At 71.7% G+C, this 16,370-nt stretch carries 13 protein-coding genes; 8 read left to right on the forward strand and 5 right to left on the reverse strand.

The window, feature by feature from the left end; all coding sequences use genetic code 11:
* The first annotated feature begins 21 nt into the window (after positions 1-21).
* Positions 22-1,056 (forward strand): non-homologous end joining protein Ku, encoded by a 1,035-nt coding sequence (ku, locus tag CYQ11_RS04030; RefSeq protein WP_240003293.1) that lies wholly within the window; start codon positions 22-24, stop codon positions 1,054-1,056.
* Positions 1,057-1,092: 36 nt separating this feature from the next.
* Here the strand turns inward: ku and CYQ11_RS04035 are convergent, their stop codons facing one another.
* Complete coding sequence (locus CYQ11_RS04035) at positions 1,093-3,798, reverse strand: ATP-binding protein (protein ID WP_104650958.1); 2,706 nt, start codon at positions 3,796-3,798, stop codon at positions 1,093-1,095.
* 402 nt (positions 3,799-4,200) lie between these two features.
* On the opposite strand from CYQ11_RS04035, the gene CYQ11_RS04040 reads away from it, so the two are divergent.
* From CYQ11_RS04040 to CYQ11_RS04060, 5 genes are read left to right on the forward strand one after another with little or no spacing between them, the layout of a single operon-like run.
* A complete protein-coding gene (locus tag CYQ11_RS04040; protein WP_099198577.1) occupies positions 4,201-5,688 on the forward strand; it encodes an ATP-binding protein in 1,488 nt (495 codons plus the stop codon).
* A 25-nt stretch (positions 5,689-5,713) separates the two neighbouring features.
* On the forward strand, positions 5,714-6,100 hold the full coding sequence (locus CYQ11_RS04045) for a roadblock/LC7 domain-containing protein (RefSeq protein WP_099198616.1): 387 nt from the start codon (positions 5,714-5,716) through the stop codon (positions 6,098-6,100).
* A complete protein-coding gene (locus CYQ11_RS04050) occupies positions 6,097-6,456 on the forward strand; it encodes a DUF742 domain-containing protein (protein ID WP_099198578.1) in 360 nt (119 codons plus the stop codon). Before CYQ11_RS04045 ends, CYQ11_RS04050 begins: the two co-directional genes overlap by 4 nt.
* Positions 6,437-7,060 (forward strand): GTP-binding protein, encoded by a 624-nt coding sequence (locus tag CYQ11_RS04055; RefSeq protein WP_099198579.1) that lies wholly within the window; start codon positions 6,437-6,439, stop codon positions 7,058-7,060. The genes CYQ11_RS04050 and CYQ11_RS04055 overlap by 20 nt, the downstream gene beginning before the upstream one ends.
* Positions 7,057-8,505, forward strand: a complete 1,449-nt coding sequence (locus CYQ11_RS04060) for a cytochrome P450 (protein ID WP_398781014.1) — start codon at positions 7,057-7,059, stop codon at positions 8,503-8,505. Before CYQ11_RS04055 ends, CYQ11_RS04060 begins: the two co-directional genes overlap by 4 nt.
* Here the strand turns inward: CYQ11_RS04060 and CYQ11_RS04065 are convergent.
* Complete coding sequence (locus CYQ11_RS04065; protein ID WP_181143570.1) at positions 8,394-9,605, reverse strand: terpene synthase family protein; 1,212 nt, start codon at positions 9,603-9,605, stop codon at positions 8,394-8,396. The two genes, CYQ11_RS04060 and CYQ11_RS04065, sit on opposite strands and share 112 nt — an antisense overlap.
* Before the next feature lies 1 nt (position 9,606).
* Positions 9,607-10,518 carry an SAM-dependent methyltransferase gene (locus CYQ11_RS04070; RefSeq protein WP_099198580.1) on the reverse strand — a complete coding sequence of 304 codons (912 nt, stop codon included), beginning with the start codon at positions 10,516-10,518 and terminating at the stop codon, positions 9,607-9,609.
* A gap of 529 nt (positions 10,519-11,047) precedes the next feature.
* On the opposite strand from CYQ11_RS04070, the gene lnt reads away from it, so the two are divergent.
* Entirely contained in the window at positions 11,048-12,598 is a 1,551-nt protein-coding gene (lnt, locus tag CYQ11_RS04075; protein WP_181143571.1) for an apolipoprotein N-acyltransferase, read from the forward strand.
* Here the strand turns inward: lnt and CYQ11_RS04080 are convergent.
* Both CYQ11_RS04080 and CYQ11_RS04085 read right to left on the reverse strand, forming a co-directional pair.
* On the reverse strand, positions 12,579-13,484 hold the full coding sequence (locus CYQ11_RS04080; RefSeq protein WP_181143572.1) for a Gfo/Idh/MocA family protein: 906 nt from the start codon (positions 13,482-13,484) through the stop codon (positions 12,579-12,581). The genes lnt and CYQ11_RS04080 overlap by 20 nt on opposite strands.
* Positions 13,485-13,529: 45 nt before the next feature.
* A complete protein-coding gene (locus tag CYQ11_RS04085) occupies positions 13,530-14,711 on the reverse strand; it encodes an FAD-dependent monooxygenase (RefSeq protein ID WP_099198582.1) in 1,182 nt (393 codons plus the stop codon).
* A gap of 92 nt (positions 14,712-14,803) precedes the next feature.
* Here CYQ11_RS04085 and CYQ11_RS04090 point away from each other — a divergent pair, with 92 nt between their 5' ends.
* Positions 14,804-15,439: a TetR/AcrR family transcriptional regulator gene (locus CYQ11_RS04090; RefSeq protein WP_099198583.1), complete on the forward strand. Its 636-nt coding sequence runs from the start codon at positions 14,804-14,806 to the stop codon at positions 15,437-15,439.
* Positions 15,440-16,370: the final 931 nt, after the last annotated feature.

A 16,370-nucleotide genomic window follows, 5' to 3' on the forward strand; every position in this document is an offset into this window, starting at 1 on the left:
AGGGATAAAACTATGCGGACCATGTGGAAAGGTGCGATTGGCTTCGGCCTGGTGTCCGTGCCCGTACGGCTGTACGCGTCCATCCAGGAGCACGGAACCCGGCTGCACCAGGTCCACGACGAGGACGGCGGCAGGATCCACCTCAAGCGCGTGTGCGACGTCTGCGCCGAGGAGGTCGACTACGAGCACGTCGCCAAGGGCTTCGAGGACGAGGAGGGCCACACCGCCGTCCTCACCAAGAACGACCTGGCGGGCCTCCCCCTGCCGAGCAAGAAGCTCATCGACGTGCTCGCCTTCGTCGACTCCGACCGCATCGACCCCCTTCGACTGCAGAGCGCCTACTACCTCGCCCCCGAGAGCGCCGCCGCGAACAAGCCCTACGTCCTGCTGCGGGAGACCCTGAAGCAGACCGACCGGGTGGCCGTCACCAAGATCGCACTGAGGACCCGGGAGTCCCTGGCGCTGCTCCGCGTCCACGAGGACCTGCTCACGCTGCACACCATGTACTGGCCCGACGAGATCCGCAGCGCCGCCGGCCTCGCCCCGCCCGACTCCGTCACGGTGCGGCCCCAGGAACTGAAGATGGCCACGAGCCTGATGGACACGCTCTCCGAGGACTTCGACCTGGACGAGCTGGAGGACGAGTACGAGAGCGCGCTCGGCGAACTCATCAGCGCGCACCTGGACCACCGGCCCGTGGCCAAGAAGGAGACCGCGCCGGCGCCCGACAACGTCATCGACCTGATGGCCGCCCTCCAGGCGTCCATCGACACGGCGGGCAAGAAGGGCGAACAGGAGCCGAAAAAGACCGCGGCGGGAACGGATTCGGCCACGGAGAAGAAAACCGCCAAATCGAGAACGGGCACGGCGGGGAGGAAAACGGCGGCCACCTCGAAAACCACGGCGAAGACGACGGCGAAGACCACTGCGAAGGCCGCCTCGAAAACAGCTTCGAAATCGACGGCGGTCACGAAGAAGAGCGCGACCGGGAGCACCCGGTCGAAGACCGCCGCCAAGAAGACGACTGCGAAGAAAACGAGCCGCCGCGCGGGCTGAACACCCGCACGACGGCCCGGTCCTCCACGGCCGGTCTCACGGAGACGGCGAGCCCGCTCCGTCCATGCCGCCGATCTCGCCCCGCGCGGTCGCGACGAGTCCGTCGGCCCCGCACTCCTCGGCGAGCACCAGCCCGTCCTTCAGCCGCCCGGCCGCCTCACTGGACCGCCCGACGCGCCGGAGGGCCACACCGTGGTCGACGAGCGCGGCCGCGTACTCGTACCGGCAGGGCGACTTGCGCAGGTGCTCGACCGCCCGCCCCAGCTTGTCGAGGGTGTCGCCCTCGTGCCCGGCGACGTGCGCGGCCCGCCGCAACGCCTCACCCATGGCGGTCTCGGTCCCGAACCGCGCGGCGTGCCGCACGGCCTGGTCGGCGAGCTGCCGCGCCCGCTCGGGCTCGTCGGGCGCGAGCGCGGCGGCGAGGTCCAGCGCCCACGGGGCCCAGAGGGTGTTGTTGCGGCCGCGGGCCTCCATCCGGCGTCCCGCCGCTTCGAGCTCGGCCACGGCCTCCTTCGTCCTGCCGAGCGCGAGCAGGAGCCTGCCCGCCACGCAGGCCGCGTCGGGCATGACCATCGCCGGCGGGTAGGGCGGCCCGAAGGAGTACCTCTCCGCCACCTCGCCCGCTTCGTCCAGCCTGCCCTGGGCCAGCAGCGTGTCGATGAGCATGCAGGTGCCGTCCCACTGGATCGGCAGCCCCGGACCCAGGCGGTCCGCCAGCCGCAGCCCCTCCCGCAGAAAACTCTCGGCCTCGCGGAGCCGACCGCGCCGGAAGTGGACCAGACCCAGGAACTCGTGGGCGAAGGCGAGGTGGGCACCGCGCCAGCCGGAGATCTCGAAGGACCGTATGGCCTCGTTGAACATCTCCTCGGCGTCGTCGAGCCGGTCGGTGTAGACGTAGGTGATCCCGACGATGCTCGGGAGCTCGAAACCCCACTCGGTGTTGGTCCAGCCCAGGCCGGGAGGCAGATGACCGTCCTTGAGGACGCGGTCGTTGAACTCGGCGACCTCCAGGGCGTCCTCGCCCCGGATCATCCCGTCGAAGGCCCGGAGGGCCAGCATGGCCCGCTCGGCGTTGCCTCTGCCCTCCAGGCCGCGGACCAGCTGCGCGAGGCGGCGCGAACGTTCCTGAGCGCCTTCCTCCTCCAGCTGGATGCCCTTCCAGAGGAAGTGGGCGGCCTGCAGGCGCATGCGCCCCGAACCGTCCGGCGTCGCGCTGACCTGATCCGCCACCACCTGGGCGGCCTCTCCCAACTGGCCGTTGTGCGCGTACGCCTGCGAGAGGCGGTACGTCGCGTCGACGCGCAGCTCCTTCGGGAACTCCGGCAGGGCGAGAGCGGCGCGCAGGTGGCTGATGGTGGTCGGAGGCGACGTGAGGAGAGCGGAACAGCCGAGCTCGAAGAGCACGGCCGCGCGGTCGTCCTGCGACGGCGGCTCCATCAGCGCCCGTTCCAGGCAGCGGCTGGCGGCCTCCGGGGCGCCCACGGCGAGGTGCTCGCGGGCCGCTTCGCGCAGCTGGTTCACCAGGTCCTGGTCGTCGTCCGGGTGGACTTCCAGCAGGTGCCGGGACGCCGCGGCCGCACCGAGACCCGCGTTAGTCATCGCCCAGGCCGCGAGCCCGTGCATGGCGGTGCGCGTGGCGGGCGGGACCGCCTGGTAGACCGCCGTGGCGATCAGGGGGTGGACGAATTCGAGGGTGTCGGTGCCCGTCAGGATGCGGGCCTGGCGCAGGCGGTCCGCGCATTCGGCACCCTCCGACGGCCCCATGCCGGCGAGGAGGGCGGCACGCCGGGGCGAGATCTCGGTCGCCAGCGCGGCGGCCGCCCAGGCGAACCGGGTCGTCGCGGACCCCAGGCGCTCCAGGCGGGTCACGAGACCGCTGCCCCGGGCGGCGGCACCGAGCTCACGCAGCAGGTCCGCGGATTCCTCAAGGGGTGTGAGGCCGCGCTCCTTCGCCTTGGCGATCAGTTCGGTCGTCTCGTAGGGGTTGCCTCCGGTCACGGCCCAGACCTCACGGCAGAAGGGGTCGTCGGCGTGCGGGCCCAGGGAAGTACGCACCAGCTGGGCCACCGAGGCGGGCGTGAGCGGGCGCAGCACCACCGGCCGGTGGGCACCGCTCGTCACCTGCTGGAGGAAGGCCGGGGCGTTCTCCTCGAGCTCGTCGTCCCGATAGGCGATGGCCGTCAGCATCGGAAGGTCCGTCACCCGCGTGACGAACGAGGCGAGCCACGCGAGGGACTCCGCGTCCGCCCAGTGCGCGTCGTCGACGATGACGGCCAAGGGCGGCTGGTTCACGGCGATTTGGGTGACCAGCCAGTCGAGGCCGTCGCGCACGCCTTGCGGGTCACCCAGGGTCCCGCGGGGCGGCGCGATGCCGAGGGCCGGTCCGGCGATGTCCTGCCAGCCGCCCAGCAGTTCCTCACGCCGCTCCGGCGACATGGACGCCAGGGCCGGCTGCAACAGCTGCCGGACGATGTGGAAGGGCACGGTCTCCGCCGAGGCGCTGCCCCGGGCCTGGAGCACGGTGCACCCGCCGTACTCGGCGAGGATGCTCCGCAGCTCGCCCAGAAACGGCGTCTTGCCCGCTCCCGCCTCGCCGCTGTACAGGAACAGGCTGCCGGACACAGCCTCCCCCGCGGCGATGCGGGCACCGAGGTCGTCCACGGCCCGCTTCGCGGCCTCTATCTCCTGCTCGCGCTCGAACAGGGCTCCGTGCGGGCGTCGTTCACGCTGCTGCCCCGTCATAACAGTGTCTCCCGTATGAGTGTGGTGGAGCGAGCCTAGACCTGTCGGCCGGGGTTGGGGGCGGGGTTCCGCCAGCGGAACCACCCGGGGGTTCGACCCCCGCGACGACTCGAACGCGCATACAGCAAGCCAAAGCTTTATTCGGCAATTGCGGCGCGGGCCATTGTGCACCCTTTCGAATTCCCCTGTCAGCCCGTCTGCGAATATGACAACTTCACCGCCGGGCAGCGCGCGACAGGCTACGCTCCATGTCGCGCAGCGGAGTACGGCGACTGCCCCAGCTGCCGCCAACTGTTGGGCTGCCGCAGCCGGCGAAGCCGCAATGCGCCATTCGCCGCATGGCAACCCCACCACATTTCCCCCCGTCGCTCGCACGTATTTTCCCAAGAGCCGAGGATCTCGATGGCTGGTACTGGATCGTCACCCCAAGGCAGGCGGCCCGCCTCCTCCCTCATATGGCTGGTGCCACCTGTCGTGCTGGCGCTCTGCACGGCGACCGCCGCGTACCTCGTACCGTCCGGGGCGCGCGCCCCCACGATCTGGTGCGGCACGGTCGCCACCGTCGTGGTGGCTCTCACCTCGTCGGAGGCCGTACGCAGGGGACGCCTCATCCAGCTGATGCGCCGACAGCACAACGAGCGGGAAGCCGCACTGCACCACCGTCTCGCCCAGCAGGAGGCCGAGACCCAGCGGCTGGCCCGTGAGCTCCTTCCCGCAGCGGTCAAGATGCTGCAGAGCGGCACGACCACGGACGAAGTGCTCCGTGAGGTCTCGCCCGTGAACCTGCTCGACCCCTCGTTCGCCGCAGCGCACCGGTCCGTCCTGCGGTCGGTGGTCGAGGCGGTGCAGGCCGAGGAGGGCCTGCGCGAATCGGCCCACCGGGCGTTCGTCAACATCGCCCGCCGCGTGCAGGCGATCGTGCACCAACAGGCCACCGACCTCCGCGAGATGGAGGACCGGCACGGCAACAACCCCGACGTCTTCGGCGACCTGCTCCACCTCGACCACGAGACCGCGCTGATCGGGCGCCTCGCCGACAGCATCGCGGTGCTCGGCGGCTCACGGCCCGGCCGCCAGTGGAAAAACCCGGTACCGCTGTACAACGTCCTGCGCGGCGCCATGTCCCGGATCATGGACTACCGACGGGTGGATCTGCACTCGGTGGCGGACGTCGCCGTGGTCGGCCCGGGCGTGGAGCCCCTGATCCACGCGCTGGCCGAGCTGCTCGACAACGCCACCCGCTACTCCCCGCCGCAGACCCGGGTCCACCTGACCGCCGTGGAGGTCCAGTCGGGTGTGGCGGTGGAGATCGAGGACGCCGGAGTCGGACTCACCGACGAGGCCCGTCGGCGCACCGAGGCGGTTCTGGAGGTCGCCGACCGCGGCCTCGACCTCAACGACCTCGGCGAGACCCCGCGCCTCGGCCTCGCGGTGGTCAGCCGGCTCGCCAAGACGTACGCGTTCCGCGTCTCCCTGCGGCCCTCCGCCTACGGCGGCGTGCGCGCGGTCCTGATCGTGCCGGAGAATCTGGTCACGGCGAGCGCCACACCGGGCGGCGAGATCGCCCGCGCCGCCACGCTGCCGCCCCCCAAGGTCAGGAAGAAGCCGGGCCGGCCGCTGCCGGACCTCCCCTTCGAGATCCCCGAGGCGTCGCGCACGTCGGGCGGGCTGCCTCAGCGCCGTCGGCGCGCGCCCGGCCTGGCCGCGCGGGGGGCCCCGCCCGCGACGGCGACCGCCCCGGCCTCCGGGTCCCGCCGCCGCCCCTCCACCGAACCTCCCCCGCAGCCGGGCATGTGGCTGTCCGCCTTCACGGACGCCGTCAACGGCGAGGCACGGCCGGGCGACGTCGGGGGACAGATCAGTGACGAATCGTCAGACAAGGAAGAGTAGCCAAGTGACGCAGCCGCGGTTCAACATGGACTGGATGCTCAAGGACCTGGCATCCAGCGTCCCTCAGACGCGCCACGTGATCGTGCTGTCCTCGGACGGCCTGCGCATGGCTCAACACGGTTCCGACACCGACGCCGCCGACCGCCTGGCCGCGGCCTGCGCCGGACTCCAGAGCCTGTCCACGGCGATCGCCGCCGAGTTCCCGGGCGGGGACGGGAAGATGCGGCTGGTGGTGATCGAGGTCGACGGCGGCTTCTTCTACCTGATGGCCGCCGGTGCGGGGGCGTATCTCGCGGTCCTCGCGGATGACGACGTCGACGCCGGGCTCATGGGTCAGCGGATGCGGGACCTGGTGGCTCGCATCGGCGAACACCTGACGAGTCCGCCGCGCGTCAGCGGGCCGGTGGCATGAGCAAAGCCGGAAAGGCGTGGGACCCCGGCAATCCCGACCGGCTGTACATCGTCACCAGTGGCCGTGCCCAAGCGGGCGAGCGGGCCCGACTCGACCTGGTGACGCTCGTCGTCGCCCGGTCCAAGTCCGATCCGGGACTGCAGCCCGAGCACAGCGCCATCGTCCAGATGTGCGATTACCCGCTCTCCATTGCCGAGATATCCGCCTACCTCACGTTACCTGTCAGCACCGTGACCGTCCTGGTCACCGACCTGCTCAAGGAAGACCAGGTGGAAGCCAGACCCCCCGTACCGGTCGCCACGCTGCCCAACGTCCAGCTCCTTGAGGCGGTGATGCATGGACTACAAAACCTCTGACTCGTACGCCGGTCCCAGGAAGGAGGACATCCTCCCGTCCTCGGCGGCGGCCGCCGTCAAAGTGGTGATCGTCGGCGGCTTCGGCGTCGGCAAGACGACCCTGGTCGGGGCGGTCAGCGAGATCAGGCCGTTGACCACCGAGGAGACGATGACCCAGGCCGGCGTCGGGGTCGACGACCTCGCCGGCATCGAGCACAAGATCGAGACCACCGTCGCGATGGACTTCGGACGGATCAGCATCAACGAACAGCTGGTGCTGTACCTGTTCGGCACCCCCGGCCAGGAGCGCTTCTGGTTCCTGTGGGACGGCCTCTTCGAGGGCGCCCTCGGGGCGGTGGTCCTGCTCGACACCCGGCGTCTGGAAGTCAGTTACGACGTCGTCGGCCTCCTGGAGGAACGCGGCGTGCCCTTCGTGGTCGCCGTCAACGCCTTCCCCGGCGCACCCGTCCACCCGGTGGAGGAACTGCGGGCGGCCATGGACCTTCCCGACTCCGTGCCGCTGTTCACCTGCGACGCCCGCGACCGCATCTCCTGTCGCGACACCCTGATGACGCTCATGCGCTACCTGTACTTCCTCACGAACGAATCCTCGGAGCCACAGTGACCCCACCAGACAAGCTGGACAGCGCCGATCCCCTGCTCGCCTCCCCCTCGAAGTGCCCCGTCCACGCGTACGGGCCGGGGGGCGTCGCCCGGCTGTACGGGCCGACGGCCGAGGACGACCCGATGGGCCTGTACGAGCAGCTCCGCGACCGGCACGGCGCCGTGGCCCCCGTACTGCTCCACGGCGACCTGCCGGCCTGGCTGGTGCTCGGCTACCGGGAGAACCTCGACGTCACCCGCACGCCGTCGCGGTTCTCCCGGGACTCGCGGAACTGGCGGGACCTGCGCGAGGGCAAGGTTCCGCCGGATCACCCCCTGACCCCGATCACCATGTGGCAGCCCATCTGCGCCTTCGCCGACGGCAGCGTCCACGAACGCTGGCGCGGGGCCATCAACGACTCCCTCGGCCGCTTCGACCGCCGCGGCGTCCGGCGCCACATCACGCGCTTCGCCGACCAGCTGGTCGACGGATTCTGCGCCCAGGGGACCGCCGAGCTGGTCAACGACTTCGCCGAACACCTGCCCATGCTGGTGATGACGCAGCTCCTCGGCATGCCCGAGGACTACGGCCCACGGCTGGTCAAGGCCGCCCGCGACATGATCAGGGGCACCGAGACCGCCGTCGCCAGCAACGAGTACGTCCAGGAGACCCTGCGCAAGCTGGTGGTGCGCAAGCGGTCCGACCCCGGCCCCGACTTCACCAGCTGGCTCCTGGAACACCCGTCGCAGCTGAGCGACGACGAAGTGCAGCAGCACCTGCGCCTGGTCCTCATCGCCGCGTTCGAGACCACGGCCAACCTGATCGCCAACACCGTCCGGATGCTGCTGACCGACCCCCGCTGCCGCGCCAACCTCGCGGGCGGCCACATGACCCTGCCCGACGCGGTCGAGCAGGTCCTCTGGGACGAACCCCCCTTCACCGCGATCCTCGGCCGCTGGGCGACCCAGGACACCGAACTGGCCGGTCAGCAGATCAAGGCCGGGGACGTGCTCGTGCTGGGCCTCGCCGCCGCCAACGTGGACACGGCGATCCGGCCCGACCCCACCGCCCCGGTCCACGGCAACCGTTCACACCTGGCCTTCAGCGGCGGTGCCCACGAATGCCCGGGGCAGGACATCGGCCGCGCCATCGCGGACACCGGCATCGAGGCGCTGCTGAACCGGCTTCCCGACGTACGACTGGCTGTCGCCGAGGACGAGCTGACCTGGATCTCGTCCCTGATGTCACGCCATCTGGTCGCGCTGCCGGTGCAGTTCACACCGCAGGAGCCGAACCCCGTGGTCCAGCCCGAGACGTCCCCTCAGGCAGGACCGGCGCACGGCTCCCCAGAACCTCACCTCCCCGCAGCGGACCACCCCGCCGCCAACGACTCGTCACCGCACCTGGGTTCCGGGACCCGGACGTCGTGGTGGAGGTCGCTCACGCGGTGGTTGCGGAGGCGGTGAGAGGAGGCGTCGAGCTGATCCCACCACCAGGCCGCGGACGCGATGGGCAGAGGGCCGGTGCCGGGGTCGCTGGGCGTGTCCCGCCACGTGATGCCGTACGTCGCCCCCGGCACCGGCAGGTCGTGGCGGTTCCGGGGGCTGGCGTAGCGCGGCGCCTCGTTCATCCACCGGATGCAGCCGGCGATGTAGTGCCCCAGTGCTTGGAGGTAGCGGCGGAGTTCCGCACCGGCATCCCGGGCGATCTGGTCACGGAGTTCCAGGAAGAGCGTCATGACGCGGTCCCTGATGGCGACCGCGTCGCCCAGTGCCTGAGCGGGGGAACTGCCGTCGTGGTGAATCAGGACGTTGACGATGTTCTGGTCGGTGGTCTCCTGACTGTCCTCCTTGGCGTAGGAGAACAGGTCGTTGTCACAGCTGACGATGAATCCCGCCGCCTCGGTGAGCGCCTGGACGGGAGCGGAGTACAGCTCACCGTCCGGAACCTCGATACCGCCGGCGATCTCGCTCCACGAGAGGGAGAAGCGGGTTCCGTTGACGGACGGCCGCAGGGCCACGTAGTCGGACAGCGTGGGCATGACGCGCCGCTCGATGTTGCTGACCTGCCACGCCGCGCCGAACAGCCAGTCCCGCATGCCCTCGGTCACGCGGCGGAGCTGGGTCGGGGTCGTCATCGCGCGGGTACGGGCCGCCAGGTCCTCCAGGGTGGCGTCGAAGGGCGTGGACCCGAGCATGGCCGACCCCGGAGCCTCCAGGCAGCGGGAGATCCGGGCGTTGAGGTCCACGATCCCGGCGGTGCGGATGTCCGCCGAGCCGGTGTCGTGGCAGATGTCGTCGAGGGCGAAGGCCCAGTGGTTCCACTGGATGAACAGCAGCAGCGGCTCGTCCCGTCCGTAGGGGATCATGCGGCAGCTGAAGTCCGTGCTGTGGGTGGCGATGCTCCAGGCCCGGTCCTTCTCGTCGCGGAAGAGGCCGGTCGAGTCCAGCCAGGAGACCGCCCGGCGTTCCAGCTCGGCCGCCCGCGGATGGATCGCCGGTTCGATGGGGCAGTAGAAGGGCGGCAGTCGCCAGCCGATGGCCGGTTCGCGGAGGGCCCGCGCCATCTCAGTTCCCCCCCTTGAGCCGGAACAGCAGCATCCGGGTCTCCACCGCGTGATCGCGCCACACCCGGAAGAGCTTGCTGTGCGTGAGTGCCGACTCCAGCAGTCGTTCGGCGGAGATCGGGGAGGCGGCGCCTGCGCGTTCCACGCGGTCCAGCTCGGCCGTCGTCCAGGCCATGGACTGCACCCAGAACTCCGCCACGCGATCGGTGACGTCCTCGTCCTGTTCCAGCGTGAAGCCGAACCGGTGCGCCGCCGTGATGTACTCGGCCAGCGTGCCCAGCCGGGTCTTGTAGTAGCCGTCGATGAACGAGGTCCATTCGGGACGGCAGAGGAAGTGCTCCTGGAGGCCGAACCAGCCGCCTGGCTTGAGGGCGTTCGCCACCACGTTGAAGAGCCGCTCGCGGTCCATGTAGCCGGAACTCTCGATCGCCACCGCCGCGTCGTAGGCCTGCTGCTCGCGCAGGTCGTGGATGTCGCCGAGGACCGGGGTGACCAGGTCCTCGACGCCCGCCTGCCGGACCAGGTCGGCGACGACGGGGACGTGCTTGGCGGTCACCGTCATCGCGGTGACCGAGCAACCGTACTCCTGCGCCCAGTAGATGGATCCGCCGCCGAGGCCGCATCCGATGTCGAAGAGCTGGGCCGGCGGGTCCTCGGGGACGCCCCAGGAGCGGGCCGCGTGGTCGAGGGCGGCTTCCTGGGACTCCCGGAGGCGACGCCTGAGCGTCTGCTGGGAGACCGTGGTGTTGGGAGTGGAGCCGGGGTCGAACAGGCCGACGTGGAAGTGCACCCGGGGGCCGGGCCCGTACTTGTGCAGGATGTCGGCGGTCTTACGCGTGTAGTACGAAGGCACCTGGGTCTCATCGCGGGTCGCAGCAGAAGCAGCGGCCACATCAGCAACAAGATTGTCCATGGTTCCCCTCCGGGACATCGACTCTCGACGATTGGACAGACAGGAGGATCCGGCATGGCAAGGGTCGACCCCTGGAGCCGAGACCACCATTCGATCACGCTTACGTGTCACGTCGTCCCCCAACGACCAACGAGCAGCGTTCCTGTCCAGTTTTGCCCGGTACCTGCCCAGGCGGAATCTGCGATAACCCACGCCGCCTACCGACGCGGGCCGTCCTGACACTCCAGGATGCGACCACTTCCGTTTACTTTAGATCGAAACAAGTCATTCTTGCTTTACTCAATGACCAGAAAGACTTGAAATTGCGCACTGTTGTCGGGGTTTTGGCCTCTCCACGAGCCGATATTCGGCCGCGCGGCAGATGGCCGGATGTCGACCCTGCACGCGGTGCAGTCGATCGTTCGGGGCGTCAGGCATATGTCGTTCACGCCCCCCATCCCGTGTCACTGCGTGTCGCACGGGGGGCGGCCCTGCATCCACCGGCCCTGCTGTCGCACACTGGTGACCTGCCGGAACAAGGGAGGATGACATGGTGGTGACGGCGGAGCGGCGGGAGCGTCTCCTCACCTCCCCCTGGTGGCGCGGGATCGCCGCCGTCGTCGTGGGCGCGCTGCCCGCCCTGGCCTTCCCCGAGCCCTCCTTGTGGTGGCTGGCGGGCGTGGCGCTGGTTCCCTGGTTGCTCCTGCTGCGTTCGGCCACGACCGCGCGCCGTGCCGCCCTCGACGGGTGGCTGGGCGGAGCGGGCTTCCTCCTGGCGGTGCACCACTGGCTGCTGCCGAGCCTGCACGTCTTCATCCTCGTACTCGCCGGGCTGCTGGGGTCGTTGTGGGTGCCGTGGGGGGTGCTGACACGCCGGCTGCTGGGCGGGACGCCGGGGCCCGGGCGTGTGGCGGCCGCACTAGTCGTACTGCCGGCCGGCTGGCTGCTGGCCGAACTCGTGCGCTCCTGGGAGTACTTGGGCGGACCGTGGGGCCTCCTCGGCGCCAGCCAGTGGCAGGTGCCCGCGGCTCTGCGGGTGGCGTCGGTGGGGGGAGTCTGGCTGGTCGGCTTCCTCCTGGTCGCTCTCAACACCGCTCTGGCCGCGCTTGTCTCAGCTCCGCGCGCCAGGATGGCAGCGGTGGCCGGCGTCGCCGCCTGCTCGGCGGTCGTGGCGGGGGTGTGGGCCTGGGCACCGGTGCCCAGGCCCGCCGGGTCGGTGCGGATCGCGGTCGTCCAGCCGGGCGTGATCGAGGGGCCGGCCCGGCGCTTCGACCGTGAGGAGCAGCTCACCCGGCAGCTGGCGGGCCGGGGGGTGGACCTGGTCGTCTGGGGAGAGAGCAGCGTTGGGGAAGACCTGGGCGACCGTCCGGACTTGCGGGACCGGCTGGCCGCACTGTCGCGCGCGGTCGGCGCCGATCTGCTGGTCAACGTGGATGCGCGGCGCTCGGACCGGCCCGGCATCTTCAAGAGCTCGGTGCTCGTCGGTCCGCAGGGGCCGACCGGTGACCGGTACGACAAGATGCGGCTGGTGCCGTTCGGCGAGTACGTCCCGGCCCGTTCGCTCCTGGGCTGGGCCACGTCCGTCGGCAAGGCGGCGACCGAGGACCGCAGGCGCGGGACCGGCCCCGTGGTGATGCGGCTGCCGGGAGGCGACGGGCTGCGCGTCGGTCCGCTGGTGTGCTTCGAGTCGGCCTTCCCGGACATAAGCCGTCAACTGGCGCGGGACGGGGCACAGGTGCTCGTCGCCCAGTCGGCGACATCGACCTTCCAGCACAGCTGGGCGCCGCAGCAGCACGCGTCGCTCGCCGCGCTGCGGGCCGCCGAGACGTGGCGGCCCGTGGTCCACGCCACGCTCACCGGCGTCAGCGCGGTCGCCGGTCCGCGCGGCCGCATGGTGGGCGAGTGGCTGGGCACCGACCGCAGCGCGTTCGCCGTTCACGACGTGCCGCTGGCGCGGGGCACCAGCCCCTACGTCCGTTACGGAGACTGGACCGTGTACGGGTCGGTGGGGATCCTGATCGTGTTCTGCGCCGCGGAGGGCGTACGGCTCTCCCGGCTGCGCGCCGCACGCCGCCGAGAGGTCAGGAAGCCTGTTCGCTGATGCGGCCGACCACGCGCTCGCACAGCTCGTGCGTCCTCAGCGCGTCCTCGGCGTCCAGCGTCCTGCCCGCCCGCACCGCGTCGAGGAACGTCTGCGTGATCTGCTCGATGCCGCGCTGGCGGGCCACCGGCACCCAGTCGCCCCGGCGGCGGACGGTCGGCTGGCCCTTGTGGTCGACGACCTCGGCGAGGTTGAGGACCTGGCGCTTGGTGTCCCGGCCCGAGACGTCCAGGATCTCCTCGGTGGAGCCGCTCATGCGGTTCATCGTGCCTATGGCCGTGAAGCCGTCGCCGGAGAGGTGGAGCACCACGTGGTGGGCGAGTCCGTCGCGGACCCTCGCCCGGACGTCCACGTGGTCGACCGGGCCGGGGGCGAGGAAGCGCAGGGTGTCGACGACGTGGATGAAGTCGTCGAAGACGAGCGAGCGCGGGTCCTCGGGGAGGCCCACGCGGTTCTTCTGCATGAGGATCAGGTCGCGCGGGTGGTCGAGGCACTGGGCGTACCCCGGCGCGTACCGGCGGTTGAAGCCGACCATGAGGGAGACCCGCCGGTCCTGGGCCAGGCGGACGAGCCGCTCGCTCTCGCCGAGGTCGTAGGCGAGCGGCTTGTCGACGTACGTCGGGATACCCGCTTCGATCAGGCGCGTGACGATCTCCGGGTGGGTGACCGTGGGCGCGTGGACGAAGGCTGCGTCGATGCCGGCCGCCAGCAGGGAGTCGAGGTCGGTGTGGCGGTGGGCGTCCGGTACGCGGTGGGTGTCGGCGACGCGGTGCAGGGTGGCCGGGGTGCGGGTCTGCAGGTGCGGCTCCACGCCGGGCTGGGCGGCGAGTACGGGCAAGTACGCCTTCTGGGCGATGTCGCCGAGTCCGATGCAGCCGACCTTCACTGGGCCTCCCTGGTCCGTGGGGGTGCGTCCACTCACCCGTTCCGGCTATGCAGCATACGTGCGTACGGGCGGCCGCCAGTCGGCGATGCCGTCGAAGCCGCGCAGCAGGAGACCGGGGGCGAGACGGCTGACGGTGGCGATCGCGGTGTCGCGCAGGGCCACGGCCGGGGCGCCCGACAACAGGGCCATGCGGGCCGTCCGGGCCGAGCGGCGCACGACCTCCGCGGTCCGGGGCAGACGGTCGTGGGTGTAGGCGGCGAGTGCGGCCGGGACGCCGCCGGGGACCGGGGCGGCGTGGTGGGCTAGGACGACCGCGTCCTCGACGGCCTGGTTTCCGCCCTGGCCGAGGTTGGGCGGCATGGCGTGGGCGGCGTCGCCGAGGAGGGCGGTGCGCCCGCGGTGGAAGGCCGGCAGCGGCTCGGCCATGAAGTGGACGTCGTTGCGGAGGATGCCCGCGGGGTCGGCCGCCGCGAGGACGTCGGGGACCGGGTGGTGCCAGGTGCCGAACCGGCGGAGCAGTTCGGCCCTCTCGTCGTCGTGCGCGCGGCTGCCGGCGGGGGCCGCGGCCGAGGCGTAGGCGTAGACCCGGCCGTCCTTCAGGGGGTGGGTGCCCCAGAGTCCCGCCGTGCCCCAGGTCTCGTGCGGCGCGAAGGGCCGTTCGGGGGCGGGGGTGACGACGCGCCAGGTGGTGAAGCCGGTGTGGACGGGACCGGGGTGGGCGGGGAAGAGCATGCGGCGGGCCGGGGAGTTGATGCCGTCGGCGCCGACGACGAGGTCGGCTTCGAGGTCGCCGTCGGGGGTGGTGACCCTGGCCGGGCGGTCGGGTCCGCCGGGGTCGGCCAGGGTGGCGGGCCGGCCCGTGCGGACGGTTCCGTCCGGCAGGGCGCCGGCGAGCAGGCCGGCGAGGGTGGCGCGGTGCAGCAGGACCAGCGGGCCGCCGAAGCGCCGGGCCGCGGCGGCGCTGTCCGTCCGGGAGAGCCAGCGGCCGCTGGGCGAGCGCAGTCCGCCGTCTCCCTGCCAGGCGGCCAGGGCGCGGACCTCGTCGCCGAGACCTATGACGTCGAGGGCGCGCTGGGAGTTGGGGGCGAGGGAGATGCCCGCTCCGACGGGTTCCAGGGAGGCGGCGCGCTCCAGCACGACGGTCCGCCAGCCCCTGCGGTGCAGGGCCACCGCCGCGGTGAGCCCACCGATTCCGGCACCGACGACCACGGCACGGGGTTGCTCCATGACTCCTCCTCGTCACGCCACACCTCGACGTCACTACATCTGTAGTAATCGCCAAGCTACTACGGATGTAGTGAACGCGCTAGGTTGGGGCCATGACCGCTGAGCATCCCGGCAGCACCGCCAACGCCTCGGGCCCCTCCGGCGCCTCGCGCGCCTCCCGCCTCGAACTGATCGCCGACTCCGCCATCGCGCTGCTCGCCGAGCGCGGCATGCGGGGTCTCACCCACCGCGCCGTGGACGAGGCCGCGGGCCTGCCGCCCGGATCGACCTCGAACCACGCCCGGACGCGCGCGGCGCTGCTGGAACTGGCGGTGCGGCGGCACGCGGCGCGCGAGGCACGGGTGCTGACGCCGGACGAGATGCCCGACCCGGCGGGCGGGTTCGACGCGCTGGCCGAGGCGCTGGCGATCGTCCTGCACCGCTCCCTCACCGGGCACCGCGAACTGCTGCTCGCCCGCTACGAGTTGGCACTGGAGGCGACCCGGCGGCCGGAGCTGAGGAAGATCTACGACGAGGAGGGCAGGGCCTTCCGTGAACCCCTGGTCGCCCTCATGACCGCCGGGGGCTCGACCGATCCGCAGCGGCACGCGCTGTCCCTGGTCGCGTGGTGCGAGGGGCTGATGTTCTCGTGCGCCGCCGGGTCGTACCACGCCGAGACGCCGAGCCGTGCGCAGTTGCGTACGGGCTTCACCGAACTGCTGCGCGGCATGCTGGGCCCAGGCGCCTGAGGGGACGGGGGCGCGGCGGCCCTTCCGGGGAGCGACTGCGGCGTGGGGCGGCGCGCGGGAGGGCGGCGCGAACCCACATCACTCGCGCGGGGAATTCTCAAGCGGCCCGTGGGTGAGCAGGGTTGGGCGAGTGCATCGATTTCCCACAGCTGCGGCCCTGGTGGCGGTCGCGATGACGGCCGCGGTCGGCTGCGTCTCCGTCTCCCCGTCCACCGGCCCGTCCGGGCCGCCCCCGCGGTCCAGCGCGGCCGATCCGCGGGCGCGGCAGAATCCTGCCCGGGAGTCCCTGGCCAGGGTCGGGGACGGTCCGGACGACAGCCGCCCGCCCGATGCGTCCGGGCCGGCCCTGTCGCTGACGCGGGACCCGGACGGCCGCCCGCTGGTGGATCCGTCCTGGGATCCGTGGGGCGCCTGGGCCGCCGGGGGCTCTGCGCGGAACGGCGGGAACCCAGCCGGACCGCCCGGCTTCCCCGGCTCCCCGGACCGTTCGCACCCCGGCCACCACGCGCCGGGCTCGCCCCGTCCCGCCGCTCCCCCAGCGGTATCCGCCCCGGCCTCCGACGGCCCGGTCCGGGAGGCGGCCCCCGCCGCCCCTGCCCCGCGGCACGAGGCGCCGCCCCCGCCGGAGCACCGGCACTCCGAGCCCCGGCCGGCCCCCGAGCCACGGGAAGCCCCTCCGGCCCCGGCACCGGTCCCGCGCGGCCGTCAGGGGAAGGGCGTCTGCGCCATGGGCGACACCTACGGGAAGTGGCAGCCTGGAGGCGACGCGTCGCGCATCTGCCACCAGGTGTACGGCAACTGACCCCTCACGGCCTTCACACCCCTTCCGGGCCGGCTGCTGTGGTCCGGTCCGCGGGAAGGCCCCTGGGTCGCATCCCCCACACCGCCGGTCGCCTCATCCCCCTCGGACCGGCGGCCCGAGCCCCCGCGC

Source organism: Streptomyces cinnamoneus (assembly GCF_002939475.1).
GTDB classification, from domain to species: Bacteria; Actinomycetota; Actinomycetes; order Streptomycetales; family Streptomycetaceae; genus Streptomyces; species Streptomyces cinnamoneus_A.

What these genes read in the sequence shown, in the direction of transcription:
- ku (WP_240003293.1), top strand. Translation starts at nt 22, where the DNA reads ATGTGGAAAGGTGCGATTGGCTTCGGCCTGGTGTCCGTGCCCGTACGG.
- CYQ11_RS04035 (WP_104650958.1), bottom strand. Translation starts at nt 3,798, where the DNA reads ATGACGGGGCAGCAGCGTGAACGACGCCCGCACGGAGCCCTGTTCGAG.
- CYQ11_RS04040 (WP_099198577.1), top strand. Translation starts at nt 4,201, where the DNA reads ATGGCTGGTACTGGATCGTCACCCCAAGGCAGGCGGCCCGCCTCCTCC.
- CYQ11_RS04045 (WP_099198616.1), top strand. Translation starts at nt 5,714, where the DNA reads ATGGACTGGATGCTCAAGGACCTGGCATCCAGCGTCCCTCAGACGCGC.
- CYQ11_RS04050 (WP_099198578.1), top strand. Translation starts at nt 6,097, where the DNA reads ATGAGCAAAGCCGGAAAGGCGTGGGACCCCGGCAATCCCGACCGGCTG.
- CYQ11_RS04055 (WP_099198579.1), top strand. Translation starts at nt 6,437, where the DNA reads ATGGACTACAAAACCTCTGACTCGTACGCCGGTCCCAGGAAGGAGGAC.
- CYQ11_RS04065 (WP_181143570.1), bottom strand. Translation starts at nt 9,605, where the DNA reads ATGGCGCGGGCCCTCCGCGAACCGGCCATCGGCTGGCGACTGCCGCCC.
- CYQ11_RS04070 (WP_099198580.1), bottom strand. Translation starts at nt 10,518, where the DNA reads ATGGACAATCTTGTTGCTGATGTGGCCGCTGCTTCTGCTGCGACCCGC.
- lnt (WP_181143571.1), top strand. Translation starts at nt 11,048, where the DNA reads ATGGTGGTGACGGCGGAGCGGCGGGAGCGTCTCCTCACCTCCCCCTGG.
- CYQ11_RS04085 (WP_099198582.1), bottom strand. Translation starts at nt 14,711, where the DNA reads ATGGAGCAACCCCGTGCCGTGGTCGTCGGTGCCGGAATCGGTGGGCTC.
- CYQ11_RS04090 (WP_099198583.1), top strand. Translation starts at nt 14,804, where the DNA reads ATGACCGCTGAGCATCCCGGCAGCACCGCCAACGCCTCGGGCCCCTCC.